The sequence below is a fragment of the Phenylobacterium sp. 58.2.17 genome, assembly GCF_026411515.1.
Lineage (GTDB): Bacteria > Pseudomonadota > Alphaproteobacteria > Caulobacterales > Caulobacteraceae > Phenylobacterium.
The window spans coordinates 1-17,052 of record NZ_JAPMTQ010000060.1 but is presented as its reverse complement, the minus strand read 5'-3'; the positions used below and the strand labels follow the sequence as shown (position 1 = coordinate 17,052).

Annotated in this window: 16 protein-coding genes and 1 pseudogene; 13 read left to right on the top strand and 4 right to left on the bottom strand. The window is 69.5% G+C overall.

Going from position 1 to position 17,052, the window contains the following annotated elements; all coding sequences use genetic code 11:
- From OUA97_RS21580 to OUA97_RS21570, 3 genes and pseudogenes are all read left to right on the top strand, one after another.
- Positions 1-406 (top strand): annotated as a pseudogene (locus tag OUA97_RS21580) (polyhydroxyalkanoate depolymerase); the annotation flags it as partial.
- Positions 407-528: 122 nt separating this feature from the next.
- On the top strand, positions 529-1,266 hold the full coding sequence (locus tag OUA97_RS21575; protein WP_267234149.1) for a M48 family metallopeptidase: 738 nt from the start codon (positions 529-531) through the stop codon (positions 1,264-1,266).
- 191 nt (positions 1,267-1,457) lie between these two features.
- Positions 1,458-2,354: a dienelactone hydrolase family protein gene (locus OUA97_RS21570; protein WP_267234148.1), complete on the top strand. Its 897-nt coding sequence runs from the start codon at positions 1,458-1,460 to the stop codon at positions 2,352-2,354.
- Positions 2,355-2,367: 13 nt separating this feature from the next.
- Here OUA97_RS21570 and OUA97_RS21565 read toward each other — a convergent pair whose 3' ends face one another.
- Positions 2,368-3,501 carry a serine hydrolase domain-containing protein gene (locus OUA97_RS21565; protein WP_267234147.1) on the bottom strand — a complete coding sequence of 378 codons (1,134 nt, stop codon included), beginning with the start codon at positions 3,499-3,501 and terminating at the stop codon, positions 2,368-2,370.
- Between the two features lie 221 nt (positions 3,502-3,722).
- Between OUA97_RS21565 and OUA97_RS21560 the strand changes: the two genes are divergently transcribed.
- On the top strand, positions 3,723-5,567 hold the full coding sequence (locus tag OUA97_RS21560; RefSeq protein ID WP_267234146.1) for a transglycosylase domain-containing protein: 1,845 nt from the start codon (positions 3,723-3,725) through the stop codon (positions 5,565-5,567).
- Positions 5,568-5,575: 8 nt separating this feature from the next.
- Here OUA97_RS21560 and OUA97_RS21555 read toward each other — a convergent pair whose 3' ends face one another.
- Positions 5,576-7,543: a transglycosylase domain-containing protein gene (locus tag OUA97_RS21555; RefSeq protein WP_267234145.1), complete on the bottom strand. Its 1,968-nt coding sequence runs from the start codon at positions 7,541-7,543 to the stop codon at positions 5,576-5,578.
- 176 nt (positions 7,544-7,719) lie between these two features.
- Between OUA97_RS21555 and OUA97_RS21550 the strand changes: the two genes are divergently transcribed.
- From OUA97_RS21550 to OUA97_RS21510, 9 genes are all read left to right on the top strand, one after another.
- Positions 7,720-8,757, top strand: a complete 1,038-nt coding sequence (locus tag OUA97_RS21550) for a MerR family transcriptional regulator (protein WP_267234144.1) — start codon at positions 7,720-7,722, stop codon at positions 8,755-8,757.
- A gap of 295 nt (positions 8,758-9,052) precedes the next feature.
- The gene (locus tag OUA97_RS21545) at positions 9,053-9,394 is read left to right on the top strand and encodes a CC_3452 family protein (protein WP_267234143.1); all 342 of its coding nucleotides are present in this window, start codon (positions 9,053-9,055) and stop codon (positions 9,392-9,394) included.
- A gap of 163 nt (positions 9,395-9,557) precedes the next feature.
- The gene (locus OUA97_RS21540; protein ID WP_267234142.1) at positions 9,558-9,845 is read left to right on the top strand and encodes a PaaI family thioesterase; all 288 of its coding nucleotides are present in this window, start codon (positions 9,558-9,560) and stop codon (positions 9,843-9,845) included.
- A gap of 186 nt (positions 9,846-10,031) precedes the next feature.
- Complete coding sequence (locus OUA97_RS21535) at positions 10,032-10,586, top strand: F0F1 ATP synthase subunit delta (protein WP_267234141.1); 555 nt, start codon at positions 10,032-10,034, stop codon at positions 10,584-10,586.
- Positions 10,587-10,590: 4 nt separating this feature from the next.
- The gene (gene atpA / locus OUA97_RS21530) at positions 10,591-12,126 is read left to right on the top strand and encodes a F0F1 ATP synthase subunit alpha (protein WP_267234139.1); all 1,536 of its coding nucleotides are present in this window, start codon (positions 10,591-10,593) and stop codon (positions 12,124-12,126) included.
- 19 nt (positions 12,127-12,145) lie between these two features.
- On the top strand, positions 12,146-13,015 hold the full coding sequence (locus OUA97_RS21525) for a F0F1 ATP synthase subunit gamma (RefSeq protein ID WP_267234137.1): 870 nt from the start codon (positions 12,146-12,148) through the stop codon (positions 13,013-13,015).
- Between the two features lie 19 nt (positions 13,016-13,034).
- Positions 13,035-14,627 carry a F0F1 ATP synthase subunit beta gene (gene atpD / locus OUA97_RS21520; protein WP_267234136.1) on the top strand — a complete coding sequence of 531 codons (1,593 nt, stop codon included), beginning with the start codon at positions 13,035-13,037 and terminating at the stop codon, positions 14,625-14,627.
- Between the two features lie 5 nt (positions 14,628-14,632).
- On the top strand, positions 14,633-14,899 hold the full coding sequence (locus tag OUA97_RS21515) for an ATP synthase F1 subunit epsilon (RefSeq protein WP_267234135.1): 267 nt from the start codon (positions 14,633-14,635) through the stop codon (positions 14,897-14,899).
- Between the two features lie 200 nt (positions 14,900-15,099).
- On the top strand, positions 15,100-15,462 hold the full coding sequence (locus OUA97_RS21510) for a heme-dependent oxidative N-demethylase subunit alpha family protein (RefSeq protein WP_323691080.1): 363 nt from the start codon (positions 15,100-15,102) through the stop codon (positions 15,460-15,462).
- Position 15,463: 1 nt separating this feature from the next.
- On the opposite strand, the gene OUA97_RS21505 is transcribed toward OUA97_RS21510, so the two are convergent.
- Both OUA97_RS21505 and OUA97_RS21500 read right to left on the bottom strand, forming a co-directional pair.
- Positions 15,464-16,159 (bottom strand): response regulator, encoded by a 696-nt coding sequence (locus OUA97_RS21505; protein ID WP_267234132.1) that lies wholly within the window; start codon positions 16,157-16,159, stop codon positions 15,464-15,466.
- The coding region (locus OUA97_RS21500) for a sensor histidine kinase (protein WP_267234131.1) at positions 16,156-17,052 on the bottom strand (897 nt) is incomplete at its 5' end. The genes OUA97_RS21505 and OUA97_RS21500, both read right to left, overlap by 4 nt.

Below are 17,052 nucleotides of genomic sequence, written 5' to 3'. Positions count from 1 at the left end.
CGCGGCCGAGAAGCACCTGGAATTCTACGACGAGTACCTGTCGGTCCTGGACCTGACCGAGGAATTCTATCTCCAGACCATCGACTACGTGTTCCAGCAGTACCTGCTGCCGAAGGGCGAGCTGGTGCACCATGGACGGCCGATCCAGCCGGGATCGATCCGCGACATCGGCCTGCTGACCGTCGAGGGCGAGAACGACGACATCTCCGGCATCGGCCAGACCCAGGCGGCGCACGCGCTGTGCACCGGGCTCTCGGACGATTTCAAGGAGGACTACGTGCAGCCGCATGTGGGCCACTACGGGGTGTTCAACGGCCGCCGCTTCCGCGAGGAGATCTATCCGCGGGTGCGGGCGTTCATCCGCCGCATGGAAGGCGCTCTCGAAAAGGCCCGGGACGCAGCCTGAGCGGGTTGAGGAAAAGTGCGAAGCGGTTTTCCGCCCGCAACCCGCTCCAAAATTTTGAAGATCGAGCACGATTCAGAGATCAGGCGATTCCGCCTGGTCTCATCGTGCTCTAGGTTGGCGTCATGAGTATCTTCGGCCGTTCGCTTGCGGACGGCGACCGGCTGGATGTCGCCGGCGCCACGGTTCGCCTGAAGGTTCACGCGCGCGCGCGGCGTATTTCCTTGCGGCTCGATCGCACCAAGCGCGAGATCATCGCCACCGCGCCCAGCCAGCGTCGCTTACCCGAGGCGGCCGCCTTCGCACGCGACCGCGCCTCGTGGATCGCCGAGCGTCTGGCCGAACTGCCGCAGAGCCAGGCCATCGCGCCGGGCATGACGATCAGCCTGTTCGGTCAGCCCTGCCGGCTTGAGGCCAGCGACAAGCCGGCCCGGCTGCACCCGGCGCAGGACGAGGCGCCGCTGCGGATCAGCGCCCGCGGCGAGGGCGAGGTCTACGCCAACGCGGTGATCCGGATCATCAAGCGCCAAGCGCTGGCGGTGTTCACCGAGCGCACGGCTTTCCACTGTGCGCGGCTGGGGGCCAAGCTGCCCAGCGTCACCATGATGGACGCGCGCGCCCGCTGGGGCTCGTGCCGGCCGGGTCTGCCTGGCAAGCCGGCGGCGATACGCTATTCCTGGCGGCTGGCTCTCGCCCCCTACGACGTGGCCGACTATGTGGCCGCGCACGAGTGCGCGCACCTGCTGGAGCTGAACCACGGCCCGAAGTTCTGGGCCCATGTCAGCGCCCTGGTCGGCGACGAGCGGCCGCACCGTGCCTGGCTGCGGGCCGAGGGTGCGCGGCTCCACGCGTTCGGGCGGTAGCAAGCAGCGACAGCCGCCCTCTGCTCGCTGTCCCATACGCCCGCAGGCGCTGTCCGTGACGATGGCAGGGCGGTGACGGATTGGGTCGCTGCGGTCCGCCGCGAGCCGTTCCAAGGTCTCAGGTGTTTTCCAGCCGGACGTGCGGGGGCGGGGGGATGGCCCCGCGGGGGCGGCGGCCGAAGCTGGCGGCGATGTCGCACGAGTCGAAACGCCGCTTCCGCCTGGGAAGCCTCGTCAAGCTGCTGCTGCTGGCGGCCGGAGCTGTCGCGCTGCTGGTCGCGGCGGCGATCGCCGTCTATGTCTGGAAGGGCTCGCACCCCTCGTTCCTGGATCAGCAGCCGCGCGTGGCGCACGCAAAGTTCATGGCCTCGGGTCTGACGCTGCACACTCCGCCCGGTCGCGGCCCGTTCCCGACGGTGCTGCTGATCCCCGGCTGCGGGGGCATCCGCGGCGCCCGCGGCCCCAATCCGATCATGGACGAGTATGCGCAGTCGGCGCTGCAGGCCGGCTGGGCGGCGGCGATCCTCGACAGCTACGGTCCTCGCGGCTGGGACCCGGACTGGGCGCGCCGCCGGGTCTGCGCTGGGGCGCGGCTGCAGGGATTGTTCCGCACCGCCGACATCCTGGCCGGCCTGGACCTGCTGGCCAAGGACCCGCGTGTCGACCACGGCCACGTGCGCGTCGCCGGCTGGAGCCATGGCGGCTGGGCGCTCGGCGACCTGGTCACCCTGCATGGCGACGCGGACTTCCAGCGGACCATGGCCGGGGTCGAGGCGATCCGCCTGACCTATCCATTCTGCGCGCCGCCGGCCCGCGGCGGTCGCCGCGACTGGACCTGGAGCGGCGGCGTCGACCTGGTGATGGCCGAGGGCGACGTCGTCCAGCCCCCGGCCGGCTGCACGTCGCTGATTGAGCGCGCCGAGGCTGCAGGGGCCAAGGTCAAGGTCACCATGGTTCCCGGCGTCACGCACGCCTTCGACGAGCGGGTCCAGACCCCGCAATCGGCCTTCCGCTTCGATCCAGCCGCCACCGCCCAGATCCATCGGCAGTTCATCGACTGGCTGCGGACCCCGGCCCCGCCACGCTAGGGCGGGGCGCCGCCTACTGCGCGTAGACCGCCCGCTCGAGCGCCTCGAACGTCGCCAGCATGCCGGGGTCTCCGAAGGGCAGGAACTGGCCGCAAAGCACGCCGGCCACGCCGCTGGCCGGGTCGGCCCAATAGTAGCAGTTGGCCAGGCCGCCCCAGGCGAGGCTGCCGGCGCGGCGCATGCCGGGGACGTCGGCCTCGTTGCGCAGGAAGCCCAGCGTCCAGGTCTTGGGCGTGCCTGGCAGGGGACGGAAGTCGTGGCTGATCGGCGCCCTGGCGGTGTCCAGGTCGCCTGCCGGCATGGCGCTGTCGGCGTCGCGCAGCCAGCGGAGGGTCCTTGGTCCCAGCACGCCGCCGCCGTCCTCGGCGATCACGGCGCGCAGGAACTTCAGGTAGTCGGGCGCCGTGGAGCGCAGGCCGCCGCCGCCGTAGTAGACCGGCGACGCCGGCAGGTGCGGCGCCGGGACGAAGGCGCCGTCAGGGGTTCGGTGGTGCATCCCGACTGCGCGGGCCTCCAACTCGGGCTTAGAGACGAAGGCGGTGTCGGTCATGCCGAGCGGACCGGTGACGTGCGCGGCGACATAGGCGTCGAGACCCTGGCCGGTGGCCTGCTCGACCAGCCAGCCTACCGCGTCGATGCCAATGCCGTACTGCCAGCCCTGGCCCGGGTCGAAAGCCAGCACCGGCGCGCCCGGCGCGCTTTCCATCAGGCTGCCGCCCACCGAGGCGTAGTAGCGGGCGAGGTCGGCGTGGAAGAAATCGTAGGCCAGGCCCGAAGTGTGGGTCAGCAGCCGGCGAAGCGTCAGCGGCTGGCTTGCTGGGCGCAGGCGAGGCGCGCCGTCGGCATCGAAGCCCTCCAGCACCTGCGGCGAGGCCAGGTTCGGCAACCGTTCCCCGACCGGCGCGTCCAGGTCGAGCACTCCGCGCTCGACCAACTGCAGCGCCGCCGCCGAGGTGATCGCCTTGGTGCAGGAAGCGATCCAGAAGGTGTCGTCCGGCCTCGTCGCTGACGGGTCCGCCGCGCCGCGGACGCCTGCGGCATGGAAGCTGTCGGTCCCGTCGGGGTGAGCGATGGCGGCGGTAAGCCCCGGGGCCACGCCATTGGCGACCGCCTCATCGAGCAGCGCCTGTATCGTCTGCGGACCCATGCTTCTCCCCTCATGTGCCGGGCCCCTTCAGAGGCTCTCGTCGCCTGCCAGCGACACCCATCATCGCGAGGCTGTCAACGGCCTAACGGCGCCCTCCGGACAAGCCTGGCCATGACGAACAAGGACGAGATTACCGCGAATTATCTTGGAACCGCCGCAATGGCGCGGGACAAGGCGGCAGCGGCCGCCGATCGTCAGCCGTTCCCCGGAGCTCCTGAACTTTGCTTGCCCTCGCCGTCGCCGCGTCGCTGTCGCTGACCGCGCCCGAACTGCCGCCCCTGCCGCCGATCAAGCGCGAGGCGCAGGTGGTTTATGTCGACCGCGCCGGTGCAGTGCTGGGCGTGCGCGGCGGCCGCTATGGTCCGCCGGTCGACATCGCCAAGCTGCCGGCCCACGTGTCGGCCGCCTTCATCGCCATCGAGGACCGCCGTTTCTACGAACACGCCGGGTTCGATGCGATCGGAATCGCCCGCGCCATCGTCGCCAACGCCGAGCAGGGCCGCGCGGCGCAGGGCGCCTCGACCATCACCCAGCAACTGGCCCGCAACCTGTTCCTGAGCGCCGACCAGACCATGGAGCGCAAGGCCAAGGAGGTGATGTACGCCGTCCAGCTGGAGCGCACCTATTCCAAGAAGCAGATCCTCGGCCTCTATCTGAGCCGGGTCTATTTCGGCTCGGGCGCCTACGGGATCGAGCAGGCCTCGCGGCGCTACTTCGGCAAGAGCGCCGCCAAGCTGAGCGTGCGGGAAGCTGCGACCCTGGCCGGGGTGCTGAAGTCGCCGACCAAGTACAATCCGATCGAGCAGCCGGCCAACGCGGCGGCCCGCGCCGATCTGGTGCTGGCGGCCATGGTCGAGACCGGCGCGATCACGCCGGCCCAGCGCAAGCAGGCCATGGCCCAGCCGCTGAAGCTGGCCGGCGGCGCCTACAGCGCTTCGGCCAACTACTTCATCGATTGGCTGGAAGGTCAGCGCCGCCGCCTGGTCGGCGCGCCCAAGCAGGACGTCATCGTCGAGACCACCCTGGACGCAGGGCTGGAGGCCGCCGCCGCCGCCCAGACTCGCGCCGTGGTCGAGCGCTACAAGGCCCAGGAGGTCAGCCAGGCCGCGCTGGTGGCGCTGGACGGCCAGGGGCGGGTGCGGGCGATGGTCGGCGGCGTCGACTACGCCGCTGCGCCCTACAACCGCGCGGTCACCGCCAAGCGGCAGGCCGGCTCGGCCTGGAAGCCGTTCGTCTACCTCACCGCCCTGGAGGCGGGGCGGACGCCGGACATGGCGGTGATGGACGAGCCGATCACCATCGGGACCTGGTCGCCGCAAAACTACAGCAACACCTATGCCGGGGCCCTGACCCTGGAGCAGGCGGTGGCGCAGTCGACCAACACCGTGGCCGTGCGGCTGGCCGACGAGGTCGGGCGCGGCAATGTCGCGGCGACGGCCAAGCGGCTGGGCGTGGTGTCGGCCGTGAACACCGACCCGGCCATGGCGCTGGGCACCAGCCTGGTCTCGCCGCTGGAGATGGCCCAGGCCTACGGCGCGTTCTCGAACGGTGGCGATCGGGTGCAGGCCTTCGGCATAGAGCGCATCCGCACCGTCGGCGGCCAGGTGCTCTATCAGCGCAAGGCGAGCGCGGCCGCGAACGTGATCGGCAATCCGGCGCTCAGCGACCTCAACCGCATGCTGCGCGGGGTCGTCGCCGCCGGCACCGGGACCCGCGCCAGGATTCCGGGCTACGACCTGGCCGGTAAGACCGGTACGACCAGCGACTACAAGGACGCCTGGTTCGCCGGCTACAGCGGCGGCTTCACGACCGTCGTCTGGATGGGCAACGACAGCGGCGCGCCGATGAGGCGGGTGACCGGCGGCGGCGCCCCGGCCGAGCTGTGGCGCGGGTTCATGGTCACGGCGCTGAAGCGCGGCCCGGCCCAGGCGATCCCCTACGGCCCGCCGGCGGCCGCGCCGCCTCCGCCTCCGCCTCCGGAGACGATCGAAACCCTGCTGGAGGCCGCGCCCGAGCCGGCGCCGGCCACGACCACGGCCGAAGTGATCGACGAGCCGCCGATCTAGAACGCGCCCTAGAAAGGGATGTCGTCGATCGGAACCTTCGGCTGCGGGCCCTGCGGCTGGGGCGCCGGCTGGCCGCCGACCCCGATGGCGTCGGCGATGCCGTCGACCAGGTCGCCGATCGGATCGCTGGGGGCGGGCGGCTCGTAGGTCCCGCCGGGAATGGCCTGGACCTTCAGGCGCGGCAGGGCCTGGCCCATGAACTCGCGCCAGATGACGGCAGGGGCGCCGCCGCCGGTCACCCGCTTCATCGGCTTGTTGTCGTCCTTGCCGACCCAGACCGCGGCGACGAAGCCGCCGGTGTAGCCGACGAACCAGGCGTCGCGGTAGTCGCTGGTGGTGCCAGTCTTGCCGGCCAGGTCGTAGCCCGGGACCTTGGCGCGGGTCCCGGTGCCGCTGGCGACCACCTGGCGCATCATCTGGTTCATGTACTGCAGGGACGGCGTGCCGATGACCTGTGTGCGCTCGGTCTTCTCGACGCTGTGGTCGTAGAGGATCTTGCCGCTGGCGGTGCGTATGCGCTGGATTCCGTAGCCCTTGGCCAGGAACCCGCCGTTGGCGAACGGGGCGTAGGCCTGGGCCATCTCCATCGGACTGACCTCGACCGCGCCGAGCGCCATCGAGGGATCGAGTTGGATGTGCGAATTGATGCCGAGCCGGCGGGCCGCGGAGGCGACGTTGCCGGTGCCGACCTCGTTGGCCAGCCGCGCGGCGACGGTGTTGATCGACTGCGCCAGCGCCGTCTGCAGGGTCATCGGCCCCCGAAAGTCGCCCGTATAGTTGCGCGGCTCCCATTTGCCGATCTTGATCGGCTCGTCGACGACCATGTCGGCCGGGGTCCGTCCAGCATCCATCGCCGCCAGATAGACGAACGGCTTGAACGCGGAGCCCGCCTGGCGGCGGGCGGTGGTGGCGCGGTCGAATTGGCTGTCGTTGTAGTTGGCCCCGCCGACATAAGCCCGGATGCGGCCCTCGCCGTCGATGGCGACCAGCGCTCCCTGGCCGATGCCCTGGCTCTTGCCGGCCTCGACCCCCTTGCGGAGCGCCTGCTCGGCGGCGGTCTGGATCGGCAGGTCCAGGGTCGTTTCGACCACCAGGTCTTCGGTCGGCTCGCCGACCAGGCTGCGGACCTGGTCGTCGACCCAGTCGGTGAAGTACTGCGCCCGCTGGTTGGCGAGCGTCGGGTTGACCCGCACCGGGGTCTTGAAGGCCGCGTCGCGCTCGGCCTCGGTGATGGCGCCGGTGCGGACCATCTCGTCGAGCACGATGGTGGCGCGACGCTCGGCCCGGTCGGTGGCCGAGACCGGTGAATAGCGGCTGGGCCCCTTCATCATGCCGGCCAGCAGGGCGCTTTCGCCAAGGGTCAGCTGCGAGGCCGGCTTGCCGAAATAGCGCTGCGAGGCGGCCTCGATCCCATAGGCGCCGCCGCCGAAGTAGACCCGGTTCAGATAGAGGGAGAGAATCTCCTTCTTGGAGAACTTGGCCTCCAGCCACATGGCCAGGATCAGCTCCTGGGCCTTGCGCCGATAGTTCTGGCTGGGCGTCAGGAACAGGTTGCGCGCCAGCTGCTGGGTGATGGTCGAGCCGCCGCGCAGCGGCCCGCCCTTGTTCTGCATGTTGTAGATCTGCGAGCGCAGGATGCCCCACGGGTTGAAGCCCGGGTGCCAGTAGAACCAGCGGTCCTCGATGGCGATGAACGCCTTCGGCACGTAGGGCGGCAGGGAATCGAGGTCGACCGGCGGGGTGTTCTGGCTGCCGCGCACGGCGACGAGCGCGCCCGACCGGTCGAGATAGGAGACCGACGGGGCGCGCGTGACGTCGTTGAGCTTGGAGGTGTCGGGCAGGTCGACCGCGAACACGGCGAAGAAGGCGACCACGAAGATCAGCCCCCACACGCCCAGGACAGCCGTCCAGTAGAGGAGCGCCTGCAACGGAGTACGCTGGGCCGGCCGGCGAGGGCCCGGTCCTGACTTGGCCATGTGTCGTCCTAAAGAGTTCGCCGAATGCCCGCCCCGGGGCGGCTAGATAGCTGATGCGCACCAAACGCGCGACATGATTGACGAGCGATGAACAAGCTTGGCTGTAGCGCGCGCTTGACCCGGCCCCTGGGGCCGCTCCCCTCAATGCGTCGGTCAGCAGCGCAGCGAGGTGATTCGTGACCGGTCCGTTTCTCAGTCCTTCGGAGGCCGCGCGGCGGCTGGGGGTGTCGGCCAAGGCGTTGCGGCTTTACGAGGCGCGCGGCCTGATCGCGCCGGTGCGGACCGCGGCGGGCTGGCGGGCGTACGGCCCCAAACAGATGGCGCGGGGCGGAGAGATCGCGACCCTGCGGGCGCTGGGACTCAGTCTCGCGCAGGTCGGCCAGGTGCTCGACGGCGACGTGCAGGCGCTGGAGCCGGCCCTGGCTGCGCATCAGGCGGCGCTGGAGGCGCAGGGGCGTCATCTGGAGCAGACCCTCGAACGGGTGCGCGCGATGCGCGCGCAGCTGGCGGCCGGCGCGGCGCCGAGCGTCGCGGACCTGGCGAGCCTGCTGGCCGCGCCGGCGGTCGCCTTCGACCTGCCCTGGCCGTGGGGCGGCGAGCGGTTCGAACTGGGCGAGCTTGCGCCGCTGACCTACCTGGTCGGACCGCTGGGCAGCGGCAAGACGCGGCTGGCCATGCGGCTCGCGCAAGAACTGCCGGGCGGGCGGTTAGTCGGGCTTGAGCGGCTGGAGAGAGAGCCTGAACCGACGCCGGGAGCCGAGGCCGCGGCGGCCTGGCTGGTCGAGGACGGCGCGACCCGCAGTCCGGCGCTGCTGTCGCTGCTGGCCGAACTGGAGGCGGACGCGGCGGCCCCCCTGGTGGTCGACATGGTCGAAGATGGGCTGGACGAAGCGACCCAGGCGGCCCTGATCGCCCGCTTGCGGCGGCGCGGGCCGCAGGCGCGGCCGTTGATCCTGATGACCCGCTCCAACGCGATCCTCGACCTGGCCGCCGCCGGTCCCGGCGAGGCGGCGATCTACTGCCCGGCCAATCACAGCCCGCCGATCCGCGTGGCGCTGCATCCGGGCGCGGCCGGCTACGAGTCGTTGGCCCTGTGCCTCGCCCCGCCGCAGGTGCGCGCCCGCACCCACGGCATGATCGCCTGGCGGCCGCCCGCAGCGCACGAGAGCGTGGTGAGCTCAGCTCACGGAGCATCCGGCGAAAGCATCGTTTGATCGGGGCGGCGGCGCGTGGCGCAATCGGGGTGAAAGGAGGACGTGCAACGCGACCCCGGCGCCCGCGGAAGGCGAGTGCGCCTACATGGGGACGCCGCTATCGCTTCGCAATCCCAGCATTTTCGCATAACCGCGTTGCGAAAAAAGCGGTTGCCGCTGATCTTAACACCGTTATCTTAGCGATGCTTAGTTCAACTCGCGCAGCTGGTGGGGATACCGGCTGCAAATCCCCGGATTGGCCCGAGCCGTGTCCTGCCGGACTCGCACATTCTCCCCGAACGCTGGAGGGCTTTCGATGAAGCTCCGTACCCTCGCGGCCGCCTGCGCCGCCATGATGTCCGTCTCCTTCGCCGCTGGCGCGGCCCTGGCTGACGATCCGATCACCGCCAAGCTGCAGACCCCGGTCGCGGAAAAGACCAAGTTCATCGCCGGCGGCGCGGTGTTCCAATGCGAAGGCGACACCTGCCTGGCGGCGGCGCCGTCCTCGCGCACCTACGGCGCCTCGACCTGCAAGGAAGTGGCCAAGACCGTTGGCGCGGTCGTCTCGTTCGGCGGCGCGCGCAAGCAGCTGGAAGCAGCCAAGCTGGAGCAGTGCAACACCGCCGCTCTGCCGGCCCAGCAAGTGGCCAACCGCTAAAGGCTGAAGGATCCAGGTTCGCGCATATCTAGGCGCGCCTCCCAGCCGCTAGTCTAGTCGAGCCTGTAACTCGGGCGCCGGGCCCTCCGGCGCCCGCTTTTCTATGTGCGGGGCGGTCCGCCGGCTTGGCCGAGGCGCCGGCGCCGCTTATGAACCCGCCGCGATGAGCCAAGACCTAGTTACCCGACAGACACTATTCCCCACAGGCCCGGCCCCGGCGGCCGGTCTGCTCGAGCCCGCCCTGGCGCAGGTCGCCGGCGAGGGCGCCGAGCCCGTCTCCCTGACCATCGACTATGGAATCGCCGCTGCGCCCGGCGCGCCGGTGAATGTCGAGGCGAGCGTCGAGCGCGCCACCCGAACCCTGGTGTTCGCCTACGGCCGCGTGCTGGCGCAGGACGGCGCGGTGCTGGCCACGGGGGCTGCGGTTTTCCGTAGGGTGAACGCCAGATAATACAAGGTGTCGCGGCCGGTTTGGTTGCGACGCCGAAAATCGCGTGCTATCAGGCGCGCGGCTTCGGGCCAGGGGCTTTTCCAGTCTCGATGGCCAATGTGCTTTTCCAAGCGCTTTCAAGCCTTTAGGGTCGCAGTGGAGATTTCTTCGCCGCGGCCTTTTGCGCGCACCGGGCGGACAAAATAAGTGGCGGACGATTCCAAGGTTTCGAATGTGGGCGGCAGATATGCCCAAGCCCTGTTTGATCTCGCGAACGATGAGAAGAAATTGTCGGCCGTCGAGGCCGACCTCAAGGCGCTGAAAAAGATGAGCGCCGACAGCAAGGATCTGCGGTCCTTGCTGGCTTCGCCGGCGTTCAGCGCCGACGACAAGGGCAAGGCCTTGGCCGCCCTTGGCGCGAAGGCGAAGCTCAATCCCACCACCAGGAAGTTCCTGGGGCTGCTGGCCGCCAACGGCCGGGCCTCGGCGCTTCCGGCGGTGATCACGGCCTTCGAGGCCCTGGCGGCGGACGCGCGCGGCGCGATCTCGGCCCAGGTGACCACGGCCGTGCCGCTGACCCCGACCCAATCGAAGGGTGTCGCCGCCGCGTTGCGAACCGCGCTCGGCAAAGACCCCGAAATCGAGACCCGCGTCGATCCTGCCCTCCTGGGCGGCATCAAGGTGCAGGTCGGTTCCCGTCTGTTCGATGCTTCGCTGCGTTCGAAGCTCGACTCCCTCAAGTTCGCCCTGAAGAGAGCGTAAGCCCATGGACATCCGCGCCGCCGAGATTTCGGCCATCCTCAAGTCGCAGATCGCCAATTTCGGCGAAGAAGCCGACGTCTCGGACGTCGGTTCGGTGCTGTCCGTCGGTGACGGCATCGCCCGCGTGTTCGGCCTCGACAACGTCCAGTCGGGCGAAATGGTCGAGTTCCCCAAGGCCGGCGTGAAGGGCATGGCCCTGAACCTGGAAAAGGACAACGTCGGCGTCGTTATCTTCGGTGAAGACCGCGCCATCTCGGAAGGCGACGAAGTCCGCCGCCTGTCGGAAATCGTGGACGTGCCGGTCGGCAAGGGCCTGCTGGGCCGCGTCGTCAACCCGCTGGGCGAGCCGATCGACGGCAAGGGCCCGATCCAGAACGTGGCCGAGCGCCGCCGCGTGGACGTCAAGGCCCCGGGCATCATCCCGCGGAAGTCGGTGCACGAGCCCGTGCAGACCGGCCTGAAGGCCATCGACTCGCTGATCCCGGTCGGCCGCGGCCAGCGCGAACTGATCATCGGCGACCGTCAGACCGGCAAGACCGCCGTGGCCGTCGACACCATCCTGAACCAGAAGTCGGTCAACGCCGGCGACGACGAGAGCGCCAAGCTCTTCTGCATCTACGTCGCCATCGGCCAGAAGCGTTCGACCGTCGCCCAGATCGTCAAGACGCTCGAAGAGCGCGGCGCCCTGGACTACACCATCGTCGTTTCGGCGACCGCCTCGGAACCGGCCCCGCTGCAGTTCCTGGCTCCGTTCGCCGGCTGCGCCATGGGCGAGTGGTTCCGTGACAACGGCATGCACGCCGTCATCATCTATGACGACCTTTCCAAGCAGGCCGTCGCCTACCGCCAGATGTCGCTGCTGCTGCGCCGTCCGCCGGGCCGCGAAGCCTATCCGGGCGACGTCTTCTATCTGCATAGCCGCCTGCTGGAACGCGCCGCGAAGCTGAACGAAGACAACGGTTCGGGCTCGCTGACCGCCCTGCCGGTCATCGAAACCCAGGCCAACGACGTGTCGGCCTACATCCCGACCAACGTGATCTCGATCACCGACGGCCAGATCTTCCTGGAAACCGACCTGTTCTTCCAGGGCATCCGCCCGGCCGTGAACGTCGGCATCTCCGTCAGCCGCGTGGGCTCCTCGGCCCAGATCAAGGCGATGAAGCAAGCCTCGGGTCCGATTAAGGGCGAACTGGCCCAGTATCGGGAAATGGCCGCCTTCGCGAAGTTCGGTTCGGACCTCGACGTCACCACCCAGCGCCAGCTGGCGCGCGGTGAACGCCTGACCGAGCTGCTGAAGCAGCCGCAGTACTCGCCGCTGAAGGTCGAAGAGCAGGTGGCGGTGATCTACGCCGGCACCCGCGGCTACCTGGACGGCATCGCGACCGCCGACGTCGGCCGCTACGAGGCCGAACTGCTGGCCCGCCTGCACTCCAAGCACCAGGACATCCTGGACACCATCCGCACCAGCAAGGAGCTGAAGGCGGACACCGAGGCCAAGCTGAAGGAAGCTCTCGAAGCCTTCACCAAGAGCTTCGCGTAAGTCAGCGGAGCTTTAGGAGATGGCCAGCCTCAAGGAGATGCGCAATCGGATCGGAAGCGTGAAAGCCACGCAGAAGATCACGAAGGCGATGCAGATGGTGGCGGCGGCGAAACTTCGCCGCTCGCAGGACGCTGCGCAAAACGCCCGGCCCTACGCCCAGCGCATGGCTTCGGTCATCGCCAATCTGGCGGCCGGGGTGTCGGGCGACGGCGCCCCGAAACTGCTGGTCGGCACGGGCCGGAGCGACCGCCACCTGGTGGTCGTGACGTCCTCGGACCGCGGCATGGCCGGCGGCTTCAACACCTCGATCATCCGCGCCGCGCGCGAGAAGATCAACGAGCTGACCGGCCAGGGCAAGGATGTGAAGATCCTCGTCGTCGGCAAGAAGGCTCGCGACCAGCTGAAGCGTCTGTACGGCGACAAGATCGTGGCCTTCTTCGAGGCCGGCAATCCGTCGATGGCGACCGCCCAGCCGGTGGCCGACAAGATCACCGAGCTGTTCGAGGCCGGTGAAATCGACGTCGTCACCCTGGCGTTCAGCCGCTTCAAGTCGGTGGTCTCGCAGGTTCCGACCTTGAGCCAGCTGATCCCGGCCCAGGTCCAGGACGGCGGCGCGACGATCGATCTGAAGGGTGCGGCCTACGAGTACGAGCCGGGCGAAGAGGAAATCCTCGAAACTCTGCTGCCGCGGAACCTGACCGTTCAGGTGCTGTCGGCGATGCTCGAAAATCAGGCCGGGTTCTACGCCGCCCAGATGACGGCGATGGATAACGCCACCCGCAACGCCGGCGACATGATCGCCAGCCTGACCCTGCAATACAACCGTTCACGCCAGGCGCAGATCACCAAGGAGCTGATTGAAATCATCTCCGGCGCCGAAGCGCTCTAACCCGAAAGAGTCCGAACCCATGGCTACGACCCCCAAGGCTCCCGCCAAGAAGCCCGCCGCCCCGAAGGCGGCCGCCGCGCCGAAGGCCGCCGCCGCCAAGGCCGCGCCGAAGGCTGCTGCTCCGAAGGCTCCCGCCGCCGCCAAGAAGACGACCGCTGCTCCGGCCGCCGTCGCCGGCGTCGCCACCGGCCGCATCTCCCAGATCATCGGCGCCGTCGTCGACGTCGAGTTCGAAGGCCACCTGCCGGCGATCATGAACGCGCTGGAAACCACCAACACCGACCAGCGCACCGGCGCTCCGTTCCGCCTGGTGCTGGAAGTCGCCCAGCACCTGGGTGAGAACACCGTCCGCACCATCGCCATGGACACCACCGAGGGTCTGACCCGCGGCCAGCCCGTGAGCGACACCGGCCGCAGCATCACCGTGCCGGTCGGCCCGGCGACCCTGGGCCGCATCATGAACGTCATCGGCGACCCGATCGACGAAGCCGGTCCGATCGTCACCGAGCACTACTCGCCGATCCACCGCGAAGCCCCGAGCTTCGCCGAGCAGTCGACGGCGGCCGAAGTGCTCGTCACCGGCATCAAGGTCATCGACCTGCTCTGCCCCTACACCAAGGGCGGCAAGATCGGCCTGTTCGGCGGCGCCGGCGTCGGCAAGACCGTGACCATGCAGGAGCTGATCAACAACATCGCCAAGGCGTACGGCGGTTACTCCGTGCTGGCCGGCGTTGGTGAGCGCACCCGCGAAGGCAACGACCTCTATCACGAGATGATCGAGTCGAACGTGAACCAGCCCGGCGGCGGCGGCGAGAGCCGTTGCACCCTGGTCTACGGCCAGATGAACGAGCCCCCGGGCGCCCGCGCCCGCGTCGCGCTGACCGGCCTGGCGCAGGCCGAGTACTTCCGCGACCAAGAGGGCAAGGACGTGCTCCTCTTCATCGACAACATCTTCCGCTTCACCCAAGCCGGCTCGGAAGTGTCGGCTCTGCTGGGCCGTATCCCGTCGGCCGTGGGCTATCAGCCCACCCTGGCCACCGAGATGGGCAACCTGCAGGAGCGCATCACCTCGACCTCCAAGGGTTCGATCACCTCGGTCCAGGCCATCTACGTTCCCGCCGACGACCTGACCGACCCGGCTCCGGCCGCTTCGTTCGCCCACTTGGACGCCACCACCGTTCTGTCGCGTGACATCGCCGCCCAGGCCATCTTCCCGGCCGTGGACCCGCTGGACTCGACCTCGCGGATCATGGACCCGCTGGTGATCGGTGACGAACACTACGCCGTCGCCCGCCGCGTCCAGGAAACCCTGCAGGCCTACAAGGCCCTGAAGGACATCATCGCCATCCTGGGCATGGACGAGCTGTCGGAAGAGGACAAGCTGACCGTGGCCCGCGCCCGGAAGATCCAGAAGTTCCTCAGCCAGCCGTTCCACGTGGCCGAGCAGTTCACCAACATGCCGGGCATCTTCGTGAGCCTGGAAGACACCATCCGCTCGTTCAAGGCGGTCGTGGACGGTGAATACGACCACCTGCCGGAAGCGGCCTTCTACAACGTCGGCACCATCGAAGACGCGGTGGCCAAGGCCGAAAAGCTGGCCGCGGAAGCCTAAGGATCATGGCTGGGAAGCTTCACTTCTCGCTGGTCTCGCCCGAGCGCGAACTGTTCTCGGGGGCCGTCGACCAGGTCGACGCCCCGGGCACGGAAGGCGACTTCGGCGTGCTGGCCGACCATGCGCCGTTCATGACCACGCTGAAGGTCGGGCAGGTGAAGGTCTATAGCGGCGGCGCCGTGAAGGTCTTCGAGATCGAAGGCGGATTCGCCGACGTGACCCCTGAAGGCCTGACCATCCTCGCCGAACAGGCGACGGAAGTGGCCGCCTAACCGCCGGCCGCGACCACACGATCAGAGGCCCCGACGCCCCAGGCGTCGGGGCCTTTTCGTATCTGCCCGGCCGCTCACGCGATTTTGCCGTCGCCGGAAGCCGCAATCGCCATCGAACGGCCTGTTTGCTGCGCTAAAGGGTTGCGAGGGACCGCCTGTTTCGAGTGTTATGCGGCACGCTTAAGTTAGGGGACCCCGCCATGCGCACCGCCTTCGTCAGTCTGATTGCTCTCGCTGGGCTCGCCACGGCGGCTCACGCCCAGCCGGCGCCCGAAGCGGCCGCCGCGCCGGCCGCCGCCCCCGCCGCCGAGCTTTTCGTGCGGGTCGAGCGCCAGACCCTGCGACGATTGCCGCGCACCGGCGGGGCGCTGTTCACCATCAGGGTGTGGCTCTCGCCGCTCGACGACCTGGCCGGCGATCCGCCGCGGCTCGCCGCCTTCGCCCGCGCCTGGCGCGAGGCGACCGCCGACTTCCGCGCCTACAAGCACCTGGAGCTCTACGACGAACTGGTCGCGGGATTTCTGCACGCCCACGGCCTCCGGACGCAGCCAGGCGAACCTTAACTCAGGCCTCGTCTTCCGGGGTCAGCCGGTAGCCGATCCCCGGCTCGGTCAGCAGGATCTTCGGGGTCGAGGGCTCCTCCTCGATCTTCTGGCGCAACTGGGCGACCAGCACCCGCACGAACTGGGCGTCGACCTGGGCGTCCGGCCCCCACACCGCGGCGATCAGCTGGCGGTGGGTGACCACCCGCCCGCCGTAGCGCGCCAGGGTCTTCAAGAGGTCGTATTCGCGCGGGGTCAGCCGCATCTCCTCGCCCATCACCGCCACGCGGCGGGTGGCGAAATTGACCTCCAGGTCGCCGCTGCGGAACACTGCGTGGGCCGAGAATCGCCGCTCGCGCCCGCGCAGCGAAGCCCGGATCCGCGCCAGCAGCTCGCCGACCCCGAAGGGCTTGTTGATGAAGTCGTCGGCCCCCTGGTCGAGGGCGGCGATCTTCTCGTGCTCCAGGTCGCGGGCCGACAGCACCAGGATCGGGGCTTCCGACCATTCGCGGATGCGGGCGATGACCTCCTTGCCGTCCATGTCGGGCAGGCCGAGGTCGAGGATCACCACGTCGCAGGGCTCGCTGGCCAGGTACGCCAGCGCCTCGCCGCCGGTCTCGGCGGTGGCCACCTCGTAGCCGGCCGCGCTCAGCGCCGGGCGCAGGGCCCGCAGGATCTGCTGCTCGTCGTCGACCAGCAGCAGGTGCGCGAGACTCATGGCCGTGCTCCCGGAAACCGCAGCGCCACCACCAGGCCCGGCCGCCCGTCGGCCCGCGCCCGCGCCTCTACGGCGCCGCCCATCGCCTCGACCAGGCCGCGGGTGATCGACAGGCCCAGGCCCGTGCCCTGCTGGCCCGCCGCGGTGGCCGGCGAGCGGTAGAACTTGTCGAAGATCCTCGCCAGGTCGGCGTCCGGCACCCCCGGGCCCTCATCCTGGACCTCGACCACCACCTGGCCGCCGGCGCGCGCCGCACAGACGTCGATCCGCGCGCCGTTCGGCGAAAAGCGGACGGCGTTCTCGACCACATTGGCCAGCGCCTGCTCGGCCAGGATCGGGTCGCCCAGCGCCGCCAGGTCGCCGCCGCCGGCGCCCGCGACCAGCTCGCGGTCGCCCGCGCGCTTGCCCAGCCGCTGCACGACCCGGCCGACCACCTCGCTCATCCCGAAGCTCACCGGCTCGATGCTCAGCGCCCCGGCCTCCAGCTTGGTCATGTTGAGCAGGTTGCCGACGAACAGGTTCAGCCGTTCGGCCTCCTCCTGGATGGTCAGGGTCAGGTCGTCGCGCACCGCCGCGTCGAAGCGGTCGCCGAATTCGCGCAGGCTGCTGGCCGAGGCCAGGATCGCCGCCAGCGGCGTGCGCAGGTCGTGCGAGATCGACGACAGCAGCGCGTGGCGCAGTTGGTCGGTCCGCTCGCGGGCCTGGATCTCGGCCTGCGCCCCCGACAGCCGCGAGCGGGCGATGGCCGCAGCGGCCATGTCGACCAGCACGTCGACCAGCCGCTCGTCGTCGTCGGCGTGCAGGCGTCCGGTCGAGCGCCACGCCGCCAGCCCCAGGGCCTGGCCGTCGGCGCGCAACGGCCGCAGCCGCCAGGCGTCGACCTGGCCGGTCGC